At 71.8% G+C, this 17618-nt stretch carries 12 protein-coding genes; 7 read left to right on the top strand and 5 right to left on the bottom strand.

The window, feature by feature from the left end; translation table 11 throughout:
• Positions 1 to 54: 54 nt before the first annotated feature.
• Positions 55 to 1104 (bottom strand): LacI family DNA-binding transcriptional regulator, encoded by a 1050-nt coding sequence (locus ACZ4TO_RS13795; RefSeq protein WP_468024374.1) that lies wholly within the window; start codon positions 1102 to 1104, stop codon positions 55 to 57.
• A gap of 317 nt (positions 1105 to 1421) precedes the next feature.
• On the opposite strand from ACZ4TO_RS13795, the gene ACZ4TO_RS13790 reads away from it, so the two are divergent.
• From ACZ4TO_RS13790 to ACZ4TO_RS13770, 5 genes are all read left to right on the top strand, one after another.
• A complete protein-coding gene (locus ACZ4TO_RS13790; RefSeq protein WP_382789819.1) occupies positions 1422 to 2573 on the top strand; it encodes a Gfo/Idh/MocA family protein in 1152 nt (383 codons plus the stop codon).
• Positions 2570 to 3727 carry a dihydrodipicolinate synthase family protein gene (locus tag ACZ4TO_RS13785; protein ID WP_468024234.1) on the top strand — a complete coding sequence of 386 codons (1158 nt, stop codon included), beginning with the start codon at positions 2570 to 2572 and terminating at the stop codon, positions 3725 to 3727. The genes ACZ4TO_RS13790 and ACZ4TO_RS13785 overlap by 4 nt, the downstream gene beginning before the upstream one ends.
• Positions 3724 to 4554, top strand: coding sequence for a sugar phosphate isomerase/epimerase family protein (locus ACZ4TO_RS13780; RefSeq protein ID WP_468024233.1), 831 nt, complete (start codon positions 3724 to 3726; stop codon positions 4552 to 4554). Before ACZ4TO_RS13785 ends, ACZ4TO_RS13780 begins: the two co-directional genes overlap by 4 nt.
• 262 nt (positions 4555 to 4816) lie before the next feature.
• On the top strand, positions 4817 to 7072 hold the full coding sequence (recD2, locus tag ACZ4TO_RS13775) for an SF1B family DNA helicase RecD2 (RefSeq protein WP_382789811.1): 2256 nt from the start codon (positions 4817 to 4819) through the stop codon (positions 7070 to 7072).
• 314 nt (positions 7073 to 7386) lie between these two features.
• Entirely contained in the window at positions 7387 to 8676 is a 1290-nt protein-coding gene (locus ACZ4TO_RS13770) for a citrate synthase (protein WP_382789808.1), read from the top strand.
• A gap of 579 nt (positions 8677 to 9255) precedes the next feature.
• Here the strand turns inward: ACZ4TO_RS13770 and ACZ4TO_RS13765 are convergent.
• From ACZ4TO_RS13765 to ACZ4TO_RS13750, 4 genes are all read right to left on the bottom strand, one after another.
• Positions 9256 to 11508, bottom strand: a complete 2253-nt coding sequence (locus tag ACZ4TO_RS13765; RefSeq protein WP_385044928.1) for a heavy metal translocating P-type ATPase — start codon at positions 11506 to 11508, stop codon at positions 9256 to 9258.
• Between the two features lie 91 nt (positions 11509 to 11599).
• Entirely contained in the window at positions 11600 to 11839 is a 240-nt protein-coding gene (locus ACZ4TO_RS13760) for a heavy-metal-associated domain-containing protein (protein ID WP_382789802.1), read from the bottom strand.
• Positions 11840 to 11934: 95 nt separating this feature from the next.
• The gene (locus tag ACZ4TO_RS13755) at positions 11935 to 12876 is read right to left on the bottom strand and encodes a PrsW family intramembrane metalloprotease (protein ID WP_468024373.1); all 942 of its coding nucleotides are present in this window, start codon (positions 12874 to 12876) and stop codon (positions 11935 to 11937) included.
• Between the two features lie 202 nt (positions 12877 to 13078).
• Positions 13079 to 13753, bottom strand: coding sequence for a TetR family transcriptional regulator (locus ACZ4TO_RS13750; protein ID WP_468024232.1), 675 nt, complete (start codon positions 13751 to 13753; stop codon positions 13079 to 13081).
• Positions 13754 to 13918: 165 nt separating this feature from the next.
• On the opposite strand from ACZ4TO_RS13750, the gene ACZ4TO_RS13745 reads away from it, so the two are divergent.
• Both ACZ4TO_RS13745 and ACZ4TO_RS13740 read left to right on the top strand, forming a co-directional pair.
• Complete coding sequence (locus ACZ4TO_RS13745; RefSeq protein WP_468024231.1) at positions 13919 to 16354, top strand: MMPL family transporter; 2436 nt, start codon at positions 13919 to 13921, stop codon at positions 16352 to 16354.
• A 41-nt stretch (positions 16355 to 16395) separates the two neighbouring features.
• A complete protein-coding gene (locus ACZ4TO_RS13740; protein WP_385044934.1) occupies positions 16396 to 17439 on the top strand; it encodes a zinc-dependent alcohol dehydrogenase family protein in 1044 nt (347 codons plus the stop codon).
• The last annotated feature ends 179 nt before the right edge of the window (positions 17440 to 17618 follow it).

The raw sequence follows: 17618 nt of genomic DNA, 5'->3' as shown, positions 1-17618 counted from the left end.
TCCGCCCCGGGGGCTCGGGAAACCCCGGGGCCCGGGGGAGTTCGGGAAGGGAGGTCAGGCCCGGGGAGCCCCGGTGGACCCTCGTACCATCAGTTCGCCCCGCACCGTGGCGATCCCTCCGGGCGGCGCCTCCTCCCGCCCCATGGCGATCCGCCCGGCCCGGGCCCCCGCCCCGGACAACGGCAACCGCACGGTCGTGAGAGCCGGCACGGCATCGATGCTGAACGGCAGATCGTCGAAGCCCGCGACGGACACGTCGTGCGGGATACGCAGCCCGGAGTCCCGCAACGCGGCACAGGCTCCCAGCGCCACGGTGTCGTTGGCGGCGACGACAGCCGTCAACGAAGGATCACGCCGCAGGAGTTCGAGCGTCGCCTCGTACCCGGACCGGCGGTCGTAGCGGCCGTGCACGGTCCGCCGGGGATCGTCCTCGACGCCGTGGGCGTCGAGCGCGGCCCGGTGCCCCTCCAGCCGGTGCCGGGTCGTCGTGCGCTCCTCGGGACCCGCGATGTAGCCGAGCCGCCGGTGGCCGAGACCGATCAGGTGCTCGGTGAGCTGCCTGCCGCCGCCGCGGTTGTCGAAGGTGAGCGCGATCGCCTCGGGCGCCTCCGGCGCGGGCGGCCGCCCGCACAGCACGACCCGGGTCCCCGCCTCGGTCAGCTTGCGCAGCTTGGCGGCGACCGCGCCCGCGTGCGCGGTGTCCTCTATCGCCCCGCCGGTGAGCACCACCGCGGCGGCACGCTGGCGCTGAAGGAGCGTGAGGTAGGTGAGTTCGCGCTCCGGGGAGCCGCCGGTGTTGCAGACGACCCCGAGCCGCTCCCCGCCCGCGCGCCCCCCGGGCCCGCCGATCTCCGACTGGATGGCCGCCGCCATGATCCCGAAGAAGGGGTCGGCGATGTCGTTGACCAGGATGCCGACGAGGTCGGAGGTCGCCGCGGCCAGCGAACTCGCGGGCCCGTTCAGCACGTAGTCCAGCTCGTCCACCGCCCGCAGCACCCGCTCGCGCGTGGAGGAGGCCACCGGGTAGTTCCCGTTCAGCACGCGCGACACCGTCGCGGGAGAGACCTGCGCGCGGGCCGCCACGTCCGCCAGGGTCACCGTCATCTCGTCGTCCTCCGGTCGCGCCTTGTCGTACCACTTCGTACGGGGTCGTACATGTCGTACGTCGTCGTGCCTGGTCATGTCTCGTCGTACGGCGTCGAACACGGAGTCGAAGGCCGGGCGCGCCGCTTCCCGTGGGCAGGGTCCGTGCAGACCATACGGCCATCGGGCCCCGTTGTTCGCCCCCTCGAACAACTCGTCTTCGCGGTGGTCTTGTCCATACCGCTGCACAGAGGCTAGCTTCTCCAGGCATAGAAAGCGCTTGCTGGCACGCTCACCAGTCAGCGTGCGCGGCGGCCGAGGCGTACGGAGGGAAAGACGTGACACGCAAGACGGTGCGGATCGCCATGAACGGCGTGACGGGACGCATGGGCTACCGGCAGCACCTCGTCCGCTCGATACTCGCCCTGCGCGAGCAGGGCGGCCTCGACCTCGGCGACGGCACCGTGCTGTGGCCCGAACCCGTCCTCGTCGGCCGCCGGGAGGACGCGCTCGAGGCGCTCGCCGCGCGGCACGGCCTCGACCACTGGACGACGGACCTGGACGCGGTGCTCGCCGACCCGTCCGTCGACCTCTACTTCGACGCCCAGGTGACGTCCGCCCGCGAGGAGGCCCTCAGGAAGGCCGTCGCGGCGGGCAAGCACATCTACACGGAGAAGCCGACCGCCACCGGGTTCGACGGAGCCCTCGAACTGGCCCGCCTCGCGCACGCGGCGGGCGTCCGGCACGGCGTCGTCCAGGACAAGCTCTTCCTGCCCGGACTGCTCAAGCTGAAGCGGCTCGTCGACGGCGGCTTCTTCGGCCGGATCCTGTCCGTGCGCGGGGAGTTCGGCTACTGGGTCTTCGAGGGCGACTGGCAGAGCGCCCAGCGGCCCTCCTGGAACTACCGCGCCGAGGACGGCGGCGGCATCGTCGTCGACATGTTCCCGCACTGGGAGTACGTCCTGCACGAACTCTTCGGCCGCGTCACCTCCGTCCAAGCGCTCACCGCCACCCACGTCCCGCAGCGCTGGGACGAGCGGGGCAAGCCCTACGACGCCACGGCCGACGACGCGGCCTACGGCATCTTCGAGCTGGAGGGCGGCGCGGTCGCCCAGATCAACTCCTCCTGGACCGTGCGCGTCAACCGCGACGAGCTGGTGGAGTTCCAGGTCGACGGCACCGACGGCTCGGCCGTCGCCGGACTGCGCAACTGCCGCGTCCAGCACCGTGGTTCGACCCCCAAACCGGTCTGGAACCCGGACATCCCGGCCACCTACTCCTTCCGCGACCAGTGGCAGGAGGTCCCCGACAACGCCGAGTTCGACAACGGCTTCAAGGCCCAGTGGGAGCTGTTCCTGCGGCACGTCTACGCCGACGCCCCCTACCGCTGGGACCTCCTGGCCGGCGCCCGCGGTGTCCAGCTCGCCGAACTGGGGCTGAAGTCCTCGGCCGAGGGCCGCCGCCTCGACGTACCGGAGATCACCCTGTGAGCATCCGACTCCCCGGCTCCGGCGGCCGGTTGCGTACCTACGAGCCGCGCACCGACCCCCTTCCCGTTCTCCCCGCGGGTGAGCCTCTCGTCTCCCGTACGGTCTTCGCCGCCGCGCACGTCGTCGCCGACCCGTACGCGGACGTCTCGCCCGACGCGCCCGCCGCCGTCGACTGGGACGCCACCCTCGCCTTCCGGCGCCACCTGTGGGCGCACGGCCTCGGGGTCGCCGAGGCGATGGACACCTCCCAGCGCGGCATGGGCCTGGACTGGGCGGGCGCGGCAGAACTGATCCGGAGGTCCTCGGCCGAGGCCGGGGCCGTCGGCGGCGCGATCGTCTGCGGCGTCGGCACGGACCAGCTCACCGGCCCGGCCACGCTCCCCGAGGTGCGGGCCGCCTACGAGGAACAGCTCGCCCTCGTCGAGGAGTCGGGCGCACGGCCGGTCCTGATGGCCTCGCGCGCCCTCGCCGCGGCCGCCACCGGACCCGAGGACTACCTCGACGTCTACGGCCACCTCCTGCGCCAGGCGGCAGGACCGGTGATCCTGCACTGGCTGGGCCCCATGTTCGACCCGGCCCTCGAGGGCTACTGGGGCTCGGACCGCCTGGACCCGGCGACGGAGGTGTTCCTGGAGGTGATCGCCGCCCACCCGGACAAGGTGGACGGCGTCAAGGTCTCTCTGCTGGACGCCGGACGGGAGGTCGCGCTGCGCCGCCGCCTCCCCGACGGCGTCCGCTGCTACACCGGCGACGACTTCAACTATCCCGAGCTGATCGCGGGCGACGAACGCGGCTTCAGCCACGCGCTGCTCGGCGTCTTCGACCCGCTCGCCCCTCTCGCCGCCCGCGCGGTGCGCGTCCTGGACACCGGCGACACCAAGGGCTTCCGTGAACTCCTCGACCCGACGGTCGAGCTGGCCCGGCACCTCTTCCAGCCCCCGACCCGCTTCTACAAGACGGGCGTCGTCCTGCTGGCCCATCTCGTCGGCCACCAGGACCACTTCGCGATGGTGGGCGGCCTCCAGTCGGCCCGCTCCCTGCCGCACCTCGCCCGCGCCTACGAACTCGCCGACGCACTGGGCCTGTTCCCGGACCCGGGGCTCGCCGAGGCCCGGATGAAGACCCTGCTCGCCCTGTACGGAGTGACCTCATGAGCAGCCTCGCCCGCTTCTCCGTCAACCAGATGACGGTCAGACAGCTCTCGATGCCCGAACTGGTCGCCGCCTGCCTGGAGACGGGCGTCCCGGGCGTCGGCCTGTGGCGCGAACCCGTGCGGTCGTACGGCCTCGACGCCACCGCGAAACTCGTCCACGACGCGGGTCTGGCCGTCACCACCCTGTGCCGGGGCGGCTTCCTCACGGCGATCGACCCGGGGGAGCGGCGGCGCGCCCTGGACGACAACCGGGCCGCCGTCGACGAGGCGGCGGCCCTCGGCACCGACACCCTCGTGCTCGTCTCCGGCGGCCTGCCGCTGGGTTCCAAGGACCTGCACGGAGCCCGGGAGCGCATCGCCGACGCGCTCGGCGAACTCGGCCCGTACGCCGCCTCCCGGGGGGTGCGTCTGGCCGTCGAACCGCTCCACCCCATGTACGCGGCCGACCGCTGCGTGGTGTCCACCCTCGCCCAGGCCCTGGACCTCGCGGAACGCTTCCCCGCCGACCAGGTGGGCGTCACCGTCGACACCTACCACCTCTGGTGGGACGACACGGCCCCCGCCCAGATCGCCCGAGCGGGTGCGGGCGGACGCATCCACGGCTTCCAGCTCGCCGACTGGACCACCCCGCTGCCCGCGGGCGTCCTCGACGGCCGCGGCCAGCTCGGCGACGGCTCGGTCGACTTCCGGATGTGGCGCGGCCTGGTCGAGGCCGCGGGCTACACCGGGCCCATCGAGGTCGAGCTCTTCAACGAGGAGCTGTGGGCCAGGGACGGGCGCGAGGTGCTGGCCGAGACGGCGGCGCGGTTCGTCGAGCACGCGGGCTGACCCGTCTCCCGCCCGGAGAAAAAATCTTCGGAAGCGCGTGCAACCCTTCCGCGACCTCGTGGGTCGTACGTGGCATCAGGACCTTTGGAGGGGGATCCGGGGGGATCGCGGGGGTTCTGATGAGGAGGGGAAAGCGAGGGGCCCGGTCGACGGACCGGGCCCCTCGAAGTCTTCCGTGAGCCGCGACCGGGACGCGAGCCCCGACCGGGTGAGTCCTCGACAGCGCCGGAGCGCTGTCGGTGACGGGCGGTACGGTCGGATCATGACCGATCAGGCGGGGGCCGCCCAGCAGGGCGAGCGACGACTGGCCACGCTGGAAGGCGTGCTCGAACGCATCACGTACGCCAACGAGGAGAACGGCTACACGGTCGCCCGGGTCGACACCGGCCGGGGCGCCGGCGATCTGCTCACGGTCGTCGGATCCCTGCTCGGCGCCCAGGTCGGCGAGTCCCTGCGCATGGAGGGCCGCTGGGGCTCCCACCCGCAGTACGGCAAGCAGTTCACCGTGGAGAACTACACGACGGTGCTCCCGGCCACCGTCCAGGGCATCCGCCGCTACCTCGGATCCGGCCTGGTCAAGGGCATCGGGCCGGTCTTCGCCGACCGCATCACCGAGCACTTCGGCCTGGACACCCTGCGGATCATCGAGGAGGAGCCCAAGCGGCTCATCGAGGTCCCCGGCCTCGGGCCCAAACGCACGGGGCGGATCGCCGACGCCTGGGAGGAGCAGAAGGCGATCAAGGAGGTCATGCTCTTCCTCCAGACCGTCGAGGTGTCCACCTCCATCGCGGTCCGCATCTACAAGAAGTACGGCGACGCCTCGATCTCGGTCGTGAAGAACCAGCCCTACCGCCTGGCGTCCGACGTCTGGGGCATCGGCTTCCTCACCGCCGACAAGATCGCCCAGTCCGTCGGCATCCCGCACGACAGCCCCGAGCGCGTCAAGGCGGGCCTTCAGTACGCCCTGTCGCAGTCCACCGACCAGGGCCACTGCTACCTCCCCGAGGAGCGGCTGATCGCGGACGCGGTGAAGCTGCTCCAGGTCGACACCGGCCTGGTCATCGAGTGCCTGGCCGAACTGGCGGCGCCCGCCGAGGACGGCGAGGACCCCGGTGTCGTACGGGAGAAGGTCCCGGGCCCGGACGGCGGCGAGCCCGTGACGGCGGTCTACCTCGTCCCCTTCCACCGCGCCGAACTCTCCCTCTCCGCACAGGTGCTGCGCCTGCTGCGCAGCGACCGCGACCGGATGCCCGGCTTCCGTGACGTCGCCTGGGACAAGGCACTGGCCTGGCTCAAGGCGCGTACGGGCGCGGACCTGGCCCCCGAGCAGGAGGCGGCGGTCCGGCTCGCGCTCACCGAGAAGGTCGCCGTGCTCACCGGAGGTCCGGGCTGCGGCAAGTCGTTCACGGTCCGCTCGATCGTGGAGCTGGCCCGTGCCAAGAAGGCGAAGGTGCTGCTCGCGGCACCCACCGGCCGCGCCGCCAAACGTCTGGCCGAGCTGACCGGGGCCGAGGCCTCCACCGTGCACCGGCTTCTGGAGCTCAAGCCGGGCGGTGACGCGGCCTACGACAAGGACCGCCCGCTGGACGCCGACCTGGTCGTCGTGGACGAGGCCTCCATGCTCGACCTGCTGCTCGCCAACAAGCTGGTCAAGGCGGTGCCCCCGGGAGCCCATCTGCTCTTCGTCGGTGACGTCGACCAGCTCCCGAGCGTCGGCGCCGGCGAGGTGCTGCGCGACCTGCTCGCCGAGCGGGGCCCGGTCCCCGCGGTGCGTCTCACCAAGGTCTTCCGCCAGGCCCAGCAGTCCGGGGTGGTGACCAACGCGCACCGGATCAACTCCGGGCAGCATCCGGTCACCGACGGCATGAAGGACTTCTTCCTCTTCGTCGAGGACGACACCGAGGAGGCGGGGCGGCTCACCGTGGACGTGGCGGCCCGTCGGATTCCGGCCAAGTTCGGTCTCGACCCCCGCCGAGACATCCAGGTCCTCGCCCCCATGCACCGCGGCCCGGCCGGCGCGGGTCTCCTGAACGGACTGCTCCAGCAGGCCATCACCCCCGGCCGCCCGGACCTCGCCGAGAAGCGGATCGGCGGCCGGGTCTTCCGGGTCGGCGACAAGGTCACCCAGATCCGCAACAACTACGACAAAGGGGAGAACGGCGTCTTCAACGGCACCGTGGGTGTCGTCACCTCCCTCGATCCCGTCGAACAGCGGCTGACGGTGCGCACGGACGAGGACGAGGAGGTGCCGTACGAATTCGACGAGCTCGACGAACTGGCCCACGCCTACGCGGTGACCATCCACCGCTCCCAGGGCAGCGAGTATCCGGCGGTGGTGATCCCCGTGACCACGGGCGCCTGGATGATGCTCCAGCGCAATCTGCTCTACACGGCGGTCACCCGTGCCAAGAAGCTGGTCGTTCTCGTCGGTTCGCGCAAGGCGATAGGCCAGGCGGTGCGTACGGTGTCCGCGGGACGCCGGTGCACGGCCCTGGACTTCCGGCTCTCCGGCTCGTGAACGACCGCTCGTGGACGACCCGCTCGTGAACCACCGCCCCCACACGGCGTAACGGGCCCCGCGGGAGCGGCGAACGGGGCCTTTCGGGCATGCGACGGGGCCCGTCGGAAAAAATGATCGATCAAACGAGTCATGAAGGTCACAGAGCACTTCCGGTTGCGGGGTGGACGCGGCAGGATGAGCAGGTTGGCGGCACTCAGTGCCGCCGATAGGCCCAATGGTCGACCCCGAGTGCACTCTCCAGGGCCAAATGGGGGATGGTAGAGACAGTCAGGGCACCTCGAAGAAGAGGCACAACGTCGGTGAGGGATGACGTGAGCGACAACTCTGTAGTACTGCGGTTCGGCGATGGCGAGTACACCTACCCGGTGATCGACAGCACCGTCGGCGACAAGGGCTTCGACATCGGCAAGCTCCGCGCCCAGACCGGTCTGGTGACGCTGGACAGCGGGTACGGCAACACCGCCGCGTATAAATCCGCGATCACCTATCTCGACGGTGAGCAGGGCATCCTCCGCTACCGCGGCTACCCGATCGAGCAGCTCGCCGAGCGGTCCACCTTCCTTGAGGTGGCCTACCTGCTGATCAACGGCGAGCTCCCGAACATCGACGAGCTCTCCACCTTCAAGAACGAGATCACGCAGCACACCCTGCTGCACGAGGACGTCAAGAACTTCTACCGCGGCTTCCCGCGCGACGCCCACCCGATGGCGATGCTGTCGTCGGTCGTCTCGGCGCTGTCGACCTTCTACCAGGACAGCCACAACCCGTTCGACGAGAAGCAGCGCAACCTCTCCACCATCCGGTTGCTCGCCAAGCTTCCGACGATCGCGGCCTACGCGTACAAGAAGTCGATCGGCCACCCCTTCGTCTACCCGCGGAACGACCTCGGGTACGTCGAGAACTTCCTGCGCATGACCTTCTCGGTCCCCGCCCAGGAGTACGAGCTCGACCCGGTCGTCGTCTCCGCGCTCGACAAGCTGCTCATCCTGCACGCGGACCACGAGCAGAACTGTTCGACGTCCACCGTGCGTCTGGTCGGCTCCTCGCAGGCGAACATGTTCGCCTCGATCTCCGCCGGCATCTCCGCGCTGTGGGGCCCGCTGCACGGCGGCGCCAACCAGTCGGTCCTTGAGATGCTCGAGGGCATCCAGGCCAACGGCGGCGACGTCGACTCCTTCATCCGCAAGGTGAAGAACAAGGAGGACGGCGTCCGCCTGATGGGCTTCGGCCACCGGGTGTACAAGTCCTTCGACCCGCGCGCGAAGATCATCAAGGCCGCGGCGCACGACGTCCTGTCCGCTCTCGGCAAGTCCGACGAGCTGCTCGACATCGCGCTGAAGCTGGAGGAGCACGCGCTCTCCGACGACTACTTCGTCTCGCGCAACCTCTACCCGAACGTCGACTTCTACACCGGCCTGATCTACCGCGCCATGGGCTTCCCGACCGAGATGTTCACGGTCCTGTTCGCCCTCGGCCGGCTGCCGGGCTGGATCGCCCAGTGGCACGAGATGATCAAGGAGCCCGGCTCCCGCATCGGCCGCCCGCGCCAGATCTACACGGGCATCGTCGAGCGCGACTTCGTGCCGGTCGAGGCCCGCTGAGGCTCGCACACGACCACCGGGCTCCGTAGGCGGGGCCCGGTGAACCTGTGACCAGGCGAAAAACGGAAAGCGCCCTGCTACCGGTCCCCCCACGGGCCGGCAGTCAGGGCGCTTTCCTTGTCCCGGTGCGGATTCCCCCCACGGGATCCGGCCGGGCGTCTGTGGACAGCGCCTGAATCGCTGTGTGCCGGCACGGGGCCGACGGTGAGCCGGGCGAGCGGAACTCGCCGTACTTCGGTGGTGCGGTGCGATCTGCCGGGACGCGTACGGATCGGGAGGGCCGCTCAAAGCTCCCCGCAGTACGTGCCCCGGCGACGCAATTTCCGGGAACGTCCCCCAAGACATCCCCAGATGCCAGTCACGCCCCCCAAGACGCTTCTGACATCGCCAACTTAGACTGACGAACCCCTTCGGTGGTTACGTTCACATCACTGTGATCTGGATCTCTTGCATATGTCCTGAAGATACGCAAGAGCCCCGATATGGGAATCGCGGACCAATCGTAAGGAAGATGCGCGAGCCTTGTGAAGAGCTTATGTGAGGCTCTCGTTGGACTCTAGGGGGACTCAGGCTCTGTCGTCACGCGAATGCTCTCAGTCGAAGGCTGTTCGTGACCACGAAAACGGACGAAAAGGCCATCGCGGCCCCCGCGATCATCGGATTGAGCAGACCGGCGGCCGCGAGCGGCAGCGCGGCCACGTTGTATCCGAAGGCCCAGACCAGATTTCCCTTGATCGTCGACAGGGTGGCGCGCGCCAGCCGGATGGCGTCCGCGGCCGCGCGCAGATCCCCGCGCACGAGCGTCAGGTCGCTCGCCTCGATCGCCGCGTCCGTGCCCGTGCCCATCGCGAGGCCCAGATCGGCGGTGGCGAGCGCCGCCGCGTCGTTCACCCCGTCGCCGACCATCGCGACGGTCCGGCCCTCGCCCTGGAGCCGGGCGACCACGGCGACCTTGTCCTCGGGCAGCACCTCGGCGATCACGTCGTCCGGGCCGATGCCGACCTCCCGCGCCACGGCCTCGGCGACCGCCCGGTTGTCCCCGGTCAGCAGCATCGGCGTGAGCCCGAGCTCCCGCAGTTCGCGCACGGCCTCGGCGCTCGTCTCCTTGACCGTGTCGGCGACGGCCAGCACGCCCGCCGCCGTGCCGTCCAGCGCGACCACGACGGCCGTACGGCCCGCCGCCTCGGCCGCGCTCTTCGCGTCCGCAAGCGTTCCCGGCAGTGTCCCGGGGAACCGGCCGACGGTGACCTCGACGCCGGCCACCCGCCCGCGCACGCCCCGCCCGGGCACGTTCTCGAAGTGCTCCGGCGCCGGAAGGTCACCGACGCGCTCCTGAGCGCCTGTCGCGATCGCTCGGGCAACCGGATGCTCGGAGGCGTGTTCCAGGGCTCCCGCGAGCCGCAGGACGTCTTCCTCGGCCCGTCCCTCGGCGACGTGGACCTCGTGCAGGCCCATGCGGCCCGTCGTCACCGTGCCGGTCTTGTCCAGGAGGACGGTGTCGACACGGCGGGTGGACTCCAGGACCTCGGGTCCCTTGATCAGGATGCCGAGCTGGGCGCCGCGGCCGGTGCCGACCATGAGGGCGGTCGGGGTGGCCAGGCCGAGCGCGCACGGGCAGGCGATGATCAGCACCGCGACGGCGGCGGTGAAGGCCGCGACCGTGTCGCCGGTGACCGCGATCCAGGCCGCGAAGGTGCCGAGCGCGATGAGCAGGACGACGGGCACGAAGACCCCGGAGATCCGGTCGGCCAGACGCTGCACCTCGGCCTTGCCGTTCTGCGCGTCCTCGACGAGCCGGGCCATCCGCGCGAGCTGCGTGTCCGCGCCGACCCGGGTGGCCTCGACGACGAGCCGGCCCCCCGCGTTCACGGTCGCACCGGTGACGGCGTCCCCGACGCCCACGTCCACCGGCACCGACTCGCCGGTCAGCATGGACGCGTCCACGGCCGACGTGCCCTCGACGACGGTGCCGTCGGTGGCGATCTTCTCGCCGGGCCGCACGACGAAGCGGTCGCCGACGGCCAGCAGCGCCACGGGGAGGCGGACCTCACGGCCGTCCCGCAGGACGGCGACGTCCTTGGCGCCGAGTTCCAGCAGTGCCCGCAGCGCCGCTCCCGCGCGCCGCTTGGAGCGGGCCTCCAGGAAGCGGCCGAGCAGGATGAACGCGATGACTCCCGCGGCGACCTCCAGATAGAGCGTGGAGGCGCCGTCCGTACGGGAGACGGTGAACTCGAAGCCGTGCCGCATGCCCGGCATGCCCGCGTCGCCGAAGAACAGCGCCCACAGGGACCAGCCGAACGCGGCGAGGGTGCCGACCGAGACCAGGGTGTCCATGGTGGCCGCGCCGTGCCGCGCGTTCGTCGCGGCGGCCCGGTGGAAGGGCAGTCCGCCCCAGACCACGACCGGCGCGGCGAGCGTCAGGGAGAGCCACTGCCAGTTGTCGAACTGGAGGGCCGGGATCATCGACATGAGGACCACGGGCAGGGCGAGCACCGCGGAGACGGTCAGCCGCTCGCGCAGGGCGGCCGTCTCGGGATCGTCGACGGCCGCGGGGGCCTCCCGCTCGGGCGGTGAGGGCGGCGCGGGCGGCGGGGGCTCCTCGGCGGTGTAGCCCGTCTTCACCACGGTGGCGATCAGATCGGCGACCCGTACCCCTTCGGGGTAGGACACCTTGGCCTTCTCGGTCGCGAAGTTGACCGTGGCGGTGACGCCGTCCATGCGGTTGAGCTTCTTCTCGACGCGGGCCGCGCAGGAGGCGCAGGTCATCCCGCCGATGGAGAGTTCGATCTCCGAGGGCGTGCCTATCGGCGTCTCGGGTGCTGCGGTGGTCATGGTGCGGCTCCAGGAAGGGGCCGGGCCGCGCGGAGCCGGTATCAGCCGGTCGGCACGGCCCGGTACGGAGAAGGAGAGCTGCGGGGCTCGCTCAGGCCAGGCCGACGAGCTCGAAGCCCGCCTCGTCGACGGCGGCGCGGACGGCGCCCTCGTCGAGCGCGGCATCGGAGACGACGGTGACCTCGCCGGTGGAGGCGACGGCCTTCACGGAGCTCACGCCGGGGATCGCGGAGATCTCGCCGCCGACGGAGCCTTCACAGTGGCCGCAGCTCATGCCGCTCACCTTGTACACGGTGGTGACGGAACCCGGGGTGCCGGTCTGGGCGGTCATGACGTTACTCCTCATCGAGGCGTTCTGGGGTGTGCGTGCACGGGAGGGATCCCTGGGAACCCAGGGTTCCCCTCGACACTCACCACACTATACCCCTAGGGGGTATTTCTCCAAGCGGTGTCGCGGTGCGCCAGGGAGCGCGCCCAGACCAGTCCGGCGAGCGCGACGAGGAACAGGCCGCCCACGGAGAGCAGGGCGAGGAGGTGGTCCTGTCCGCCGGTGGGTCTCGGCAGTCCGCCGCGGTCCGGCAGCGTTCCGGCGTGGCCGAGCCGGCCCACCAGCCACAGCGCGATCCCGTGCGTCGAGTCCCACAGGGCGTGCAGCAGGGAGGCGCCGAGGCAGGCGCCGGCCACCTGGACGCCCGGGCGGAAGCGCCCGTCGGGGCGGCGCCGCGCCAGCAGGGCGGCGCCCGTGACCGCGGTCCACAGGCCGTGCCCGAACGGGGTGAGCGCCCCGCGCAGGGTCTCGGTCTCCAGGAGCGTGCGCAGGCCGACGCCTTGCAGGGAGAGGGCCGCCTCGAAGGCGTGGCCCGCGCTCTCCAGGGCCGCGAAGCCGAACCCGAGCGTCGCGCCGAGCACCAGGCCGGCCCGTGGCCCGCGGATCCGGGGGTGCCGGCGCAGCAGGAACATCAGCGCGCCGAGCTTCACGGCCTCCTCGGCGAGTCCGGCCCACACGAACATTCCCGTCGAGGGGCGGGTGAGCTGGTACACCGTCACCGAGGCGCCCACCGCGCCCAGGCCGCCGCCCGCCAGGAAGCAGCCGAGGAGCGTGCTCGTGCCCAGGTCGCGGCCGTGCCGCTCGTACGCCCAGAGCACGAAGGCGACCGGCACGAGGAAACCGCCCAGCAGGATCAGCGTCGGCAGCGGTGTGACGTCCCTGGTGGCGTACGTGACGACCGCGGTCAGCGTCCAGAGGGCCGCCCCGGTGACCAGGCAGCGCTTCCAGAGTCCGGCGGGGATCCGGGGGTACGGCGGAGGGGGCTGCTGCGGTCCGGGAATGCGGGCCCGGGGTGTGCCCGGCGGCTGGTTCTGGGTCACGGCCATCCCTCTGTCCCCCGGGGGCGGCCCGTGGGTTCGGACGGGGGACCCGCGTTCCGGTGCGCCGGGGCGGCCCGGCGCGCGTGGCACGGGTGCGCGGACGCATCGATGCCGCGGATCGCTGATCGATTTGTCCGAACCTTATGACACATGTCCCGGATGTCGCAGGCGGGAGCGCTGGTGCCGCCCCGTCCGGCGCGGCTCAGAGTCCGGCGGGCGACCCGCTCGCGAGCAGCGGCTCCAGATAGCGGTGCATGACCGTCTTCAGCTCCGCGATGTAGCCGTCCCGCTCGGCGCCCTCGTGGGACATGACCAGGGTGAGGCCGGCCTTGAACAGATGGACCGTCATGTTCGCCGCGCGGGTGCGCTCGTCGGACGGCAGGTCCGGCAGGCGGGCCGCGATCATCTCCTCGACGCGGGCGAGGAGGGTGCCGTGCAGGGTGCCGATCTCCTCGACGATCACGCCCGGGGTGTCGGCCCCGTGCATCAGGACGGCGAAGGCCGGGTTCTCGACGTTGAACTCGATCAGCGGGTCGAGGACCGCGTCGAGCATCCGGTCCAGCGGGAGGTCGAGGTTCTCCTGGGCGAGCGCCTGTCCGTGCGAGCGGGCCCAGTGGTCGAGGAGCTGGTCGCTGAGGCCGACGGCGATGGCCTCCTTGTTCGGGAAGAACTGGTAGAGCGTGCCGGGCGAGACACCGGCCTCGCGGGCGATGGCGTTGGTGCTCGCCGCGGTGTAGCCGGACCGGCAGAACACCGAGGCCGCCGCTTCCAGGAGCTGGGCGACACGGCGCTCCCCGCGGGCCTGGCGGCGGCGCGGCCTCTCCTCGGCCGGCTGCGGGTGCTCCGGGGGCTCCTCGGTCTGCTGCTTCTCGGGCACGGGTCATCCCCAGCTTCTCGGGACACGATTGACAAACGCGAGCGGGCACTCGCATTCTTGAAAAACGCGAGCGACGTCTCGTGTTTGCCAGTCTATGGCAATAGGCGATCCATGATGCCTGCACGGATGCGGGTCATCGGGTCACGGTGAAGGGGACACCGCATCATGTCCGAAGTCGACGGCGCGGACGACGGGCCCGCGACGGGGCCCGGCGGCAGCCGGGCCGAGCAGGGGGCCGAGCGCGGGGGTACGGGCTCGGGCGGAGGTGCGGACGAGGGCGCGCGCCTCGGCGGCTGGACCCGGTTCGTGACCGCCCGCCCACGGCTCTCCCTGCTCGTCGCCCTCTTGCTGACCGCGCTCGCCGTGGTCGCCGGCAGCGGCGTCGCGGACCGGCTGGGCAGCGGCGGCTGGGAGGACCCCACCGCGCAGTCCACGTATGCGACCAAGGCCCTGGAGCGGGAGTTCCCCGCCTCGCAGCCCAACCTGCTGCTCCTTCTCGACACGGGCAAGGCCTCGGTCGACGACCCCGCGGTGGCCGCGGAGGCCCGGCGGATCACGGCACGTCTGGCCGCCGAGCACGGCGTCACCGGCGTCGGCTCGTACTGGCAGACTCATTCGCCCACGCTGAAGGCCCGCGACGGCCACGAAGCGCTGATCGCCGCCCGGCTCACCGGCGACGAGACGGCCGCGGCCCGTACCCTGGACCGCATCGCACCCTCCTACCGAGGGAAGAGCGGGCCCGTCGAGGTCGAGGTCGGCGGACCGGTCGCCGTGCGCCACGAGATGCAGACGACCATCAAGGAGGACCTCACCCGGGCCGAGATGATCGCCCTTCCGGTGACCCTCCTGCTGCTGGTCATGGTCTTCGGGAGCGCCGTCGCGGCCCTGCTCCCGCTCGGGGTCGGGATCATCGCGATCCTCGGCACCAACGCCGTGCTGCGCGGACTCACCGAGGTCACGGACGTCTCGGTCTTCGCGATGAACCTCACGACGGCCCTCGGCCTCGGACTCGCCATCGACTACGCCCTGTTCATCGTCCGCAGGTTCCGCGAGGAACTGGCCGGCGGCGCGCCGCCGCGCACCGCGATCGGGATCACCCTGCGCACCGCGGGCCGGACGGTGCTCTTCTCCTCCCTCACGGTCGCCGTGTCGCTGGCCGCGATGCTCGTCTTCCCGCAGTACTTCCTGCGCTCCTTCGCCTACGCGGGCATCGCCGTCGTGCTGCTCGCCGCGGCCGCCGCCCTGATCCTGCTCCCCGCGGCGCTGATGCTCCTCGGCGACCGGGTGAACTCCCTCGACCTGAGGCGGCTGTTCCGGCGCGGCACGCCGGACCCGGCCGCCGGCGGGGCCCTCTGGGGACGCACGGCCTCGCTCGTCATGCGCAGGGCGCCGCTCTTCGCGGTGGCCACCACGGCCGGCCTCATCGTTCTCGGACTGCCCTTCCTGGGCGTGAAGTTCGGCACGGCCGACGACCGGCAGCTCCCCTCGGGCGCGGAGTCGCACATCGTGCAGCAGCACATCCGCGACGGCTTCCCCGGCAGCCCGGGCAGCGCTCTGGAGGTCCTGGCCGAGGGTGGCGCCACGGACACGGAGTACGCCGGGTACCGCGAGCGGATCGCCGCCCTGCCCGGGGTGCTGCGCGTGGACGGCCCGCTGGTGAAGGGCGACGCCGCCTACTTCTCGGTCCTGCCGAAGGGCGAGGCCGTGGACGAGGGGGCCCAGCGGCTGGTGGGCGAACTCCGATCGGCCGACGCTCCGTTCAAGACCTCCGTGACCGGCACGGCGGCCGTCCTGGTCGACTCCAAGAACGCGATAGGCGACCGGCTCCCGTGGGCGGCCGGCTTCATCGCGATCGTCACGCTGTTCCTGGTGTTCCTGCTGACGGGCAGCGTGCTGATACCGCTCCAGGCGGTCCTGCTCAACGCGCTCAGTCTGACCGCGATGTTCGGCGCCGTGGTCTGGGTCTTCCAGGACGGCCATCTCTCCGGCCTCCTCGACTTCACCAGCTCCGGCTCGATCGAGACGACCCTCCCGGTCCTGATGTTCTGCGTCGCCTTCGGCCTCTCCATGGACTACGGCGTCTTCCTCCTCTCCCGCATCAAGGAGGAGTACGACCACACCGGCGACCACCGGGAGGCGGTCCGTTTCGGACTCCAGCGCACCGGTGGGCTGATCACCGCGGCGGCGGTCATCCTCGCGGTGGTGATGGTCGCCATCGGCACCTCCCGGGTGGCCAACACCAAGATGCTCGGACTCGGGGTCGCGCTGGCCGTCCTGATGGACGCGATGGTCGTCCGCAGCCTGCTGGTCCCGGCGGTGATGCGGCTGACGGGCAGGGCCACCTGGTGGGCACCGGGCCCGCTGCGCCGCTTCCACGACCGCTTCGGCCTCAGCGAGTCGGAACCACCGACGGCCTCGGCCCCGTCCCCGGACACCGAGCCGGTCACGGACACCGAGTCCGCCTCAGGCACCCGGTCCCCGGCGGGGGGGTCCACCCTGGACAAGGTGTCCGGGGCGGAGCCGGACGCCGCGGAGGAGCCGGACGCCGCGGAGGAGCCGGACGCCGAGTCCGCCCGGGACACGGCGGAGGCGCGCCGCTAGCGTCTCCTCGGGAGTGATCTCCGAGTGGAGGGCGGGAGCCGATGCGGGCAGTGGTGTTCGAGCGGTACGGGGAGCCGGCCGAGGTCCGGGAGGTGGCGGACCCGGTGCCCGCGGAGCACGGGGTGGTGGTGCGGGTCGAGGCCACGGGGCTGTGCCGGAGCGACTGGCACGGCTGGATGGGCCACGACCCGGACATCACGCTGCCGCACGTGCCCGGCCACGAACTGGCCGGTGTCATCGAGGCGGTGGGCGCCGGGGTGAGCGGTCACCGCCCCGGCGACCGGGTCACCGTCCCCTTCGTCTGCGCCTGCGGTGGCTGTGCCGCCTGCGCGGCGGGCGACCAGCAGGTGTGCGAGCGGCAGACCCAGCCGGGGTTCACGCACTGGGGCTCCTTCGCCCAGTACGTGGCGCTCGACCACGCCGACGTGAACCTGATCCCGCTGCCGGAGGAGCTGTCCTTCGCGACGGCGGCCTCGCTGGGCTGCCGGTTCGCCACGGCGTTCCGGGCGGTGGTCGCGCAGGGGAGGGCGGCTCCGGGGGAGTGGGTCGCGGTGCACGGCTGCGGGGGCGTGGGCCTGTCGGCGGTGATGATCGCGGCGGCCTCCGGCGCACGGGTCGTGGCCGTCGACGTGTCTCCCGAGGCGCTCGCTCTGGCACGGAGCTTCGGTGCGGCGGAGTGCGTGGACGCCTCCGTCGTCACGGACCCGGCGGGGGCGGTCCGTGAGCTGACCGGAGGGGGCGCGCACGTCTCGCTGGACGCCCTCGGATCGCCGGGCACGTGCGCGGCCTCGGTGAACGGCCTGCGCCGCCGCGGCCGGCACGTCCAGGTCGGCCTGCTGCCCACCCCGACCGGTCTCACACCGGTCCCGATGGCCCGTGTGATCGCCCTCGAACTCGAACTCCTCGGCAGCCACGGGATGGCGGCCCACGCCTACCCGCCCCTGCTGGAGCTGGTCCGCGCCGGAGTGCTCCGCCCGGATCTCCTCGTGACCTCCACCATCGGGCTGGACGCGGCGCCCTCCGCCCTGGCCGCCATGGGATCGGCTCCGGGCCGGGGCGTGACGGTCGTCGAGCCGTGGGCGTGAGGGCGCCGGTCGAGGCGCAGGAGCGGACGGGTCCGGCGCGAGGGTGATTGATCCGGCCGGGGGGGGGGGGGGGGCGGGGGGGGGGGGGGGGCCCCCACGAGGGGGCAGTCGCCTCCCCCGCCCCCCATCCCCCCGCCAGAGGAGAAACCACAACAGAAAGGAGGTATGTGCCCAACGAG

Source organism: Streptomyces sp. NPDC028298 (genome assembly GCF_055565895.1).
Note: the sequence above shows the minus strand (reverse complement) of the source record. Positions and strands in the feature narration are given on the sequence as shown.

Bases quoted from the DNA above. Each gene is read 5' to 3' on its own strand.
- ACZ4TO_RS13795 (WP_468024374.1), bottom strand. From the start codon at position 1,104: ATGACGGTGACCCTGGCGGACGTGGCGGCCCGCGCGCAGGTCTCTCCC.
- ACZ4TO_RS13780 (WP_468024233.1), top strand. From the start codon at position 3,724: ATGAGCAGCCTCGCCCGCTTCTCCGTCAACCAGATGACGGTCAGACAG.
- recD2 (WP_382789811.1), top strand. From the start codon at position 4,817: ATGACCGATCAGGCGGGGGCCGCCCAGCAGGGCGAGCGACGACTGGCC.
- ACZ4TO_RS13765 (WP_385044928.1), bottom strand. From the start codon at position 11,508: ATGACCACCGCAGCACCCGAGACGCCGATAGGCACGCCCTCGGAGATC.
- ACZ4TO_RS13760 (WP_382789802.1), bottom strand. From the start codon at position 11,839: ATGACCGCCCAGACCGGCACCCCGGGTTCCGTCACCACCGTGTACAAG.
- ACZ4TO_RS13745 (WP_468024231.1), top strand. From the start codon at position 13,919: ATGTCCGAAGTCGACGGCGCGGACGACGGGCCCGCGACGGGGCCCGGC.
- ACZ4TO_RS13740 (WP_385044934.1), top strand. From the start codon at position 16,396: ATGCGGGCAGTGGTGTTCGAGCGGTACGGGGAGCCGGCCGAGGTCCGG.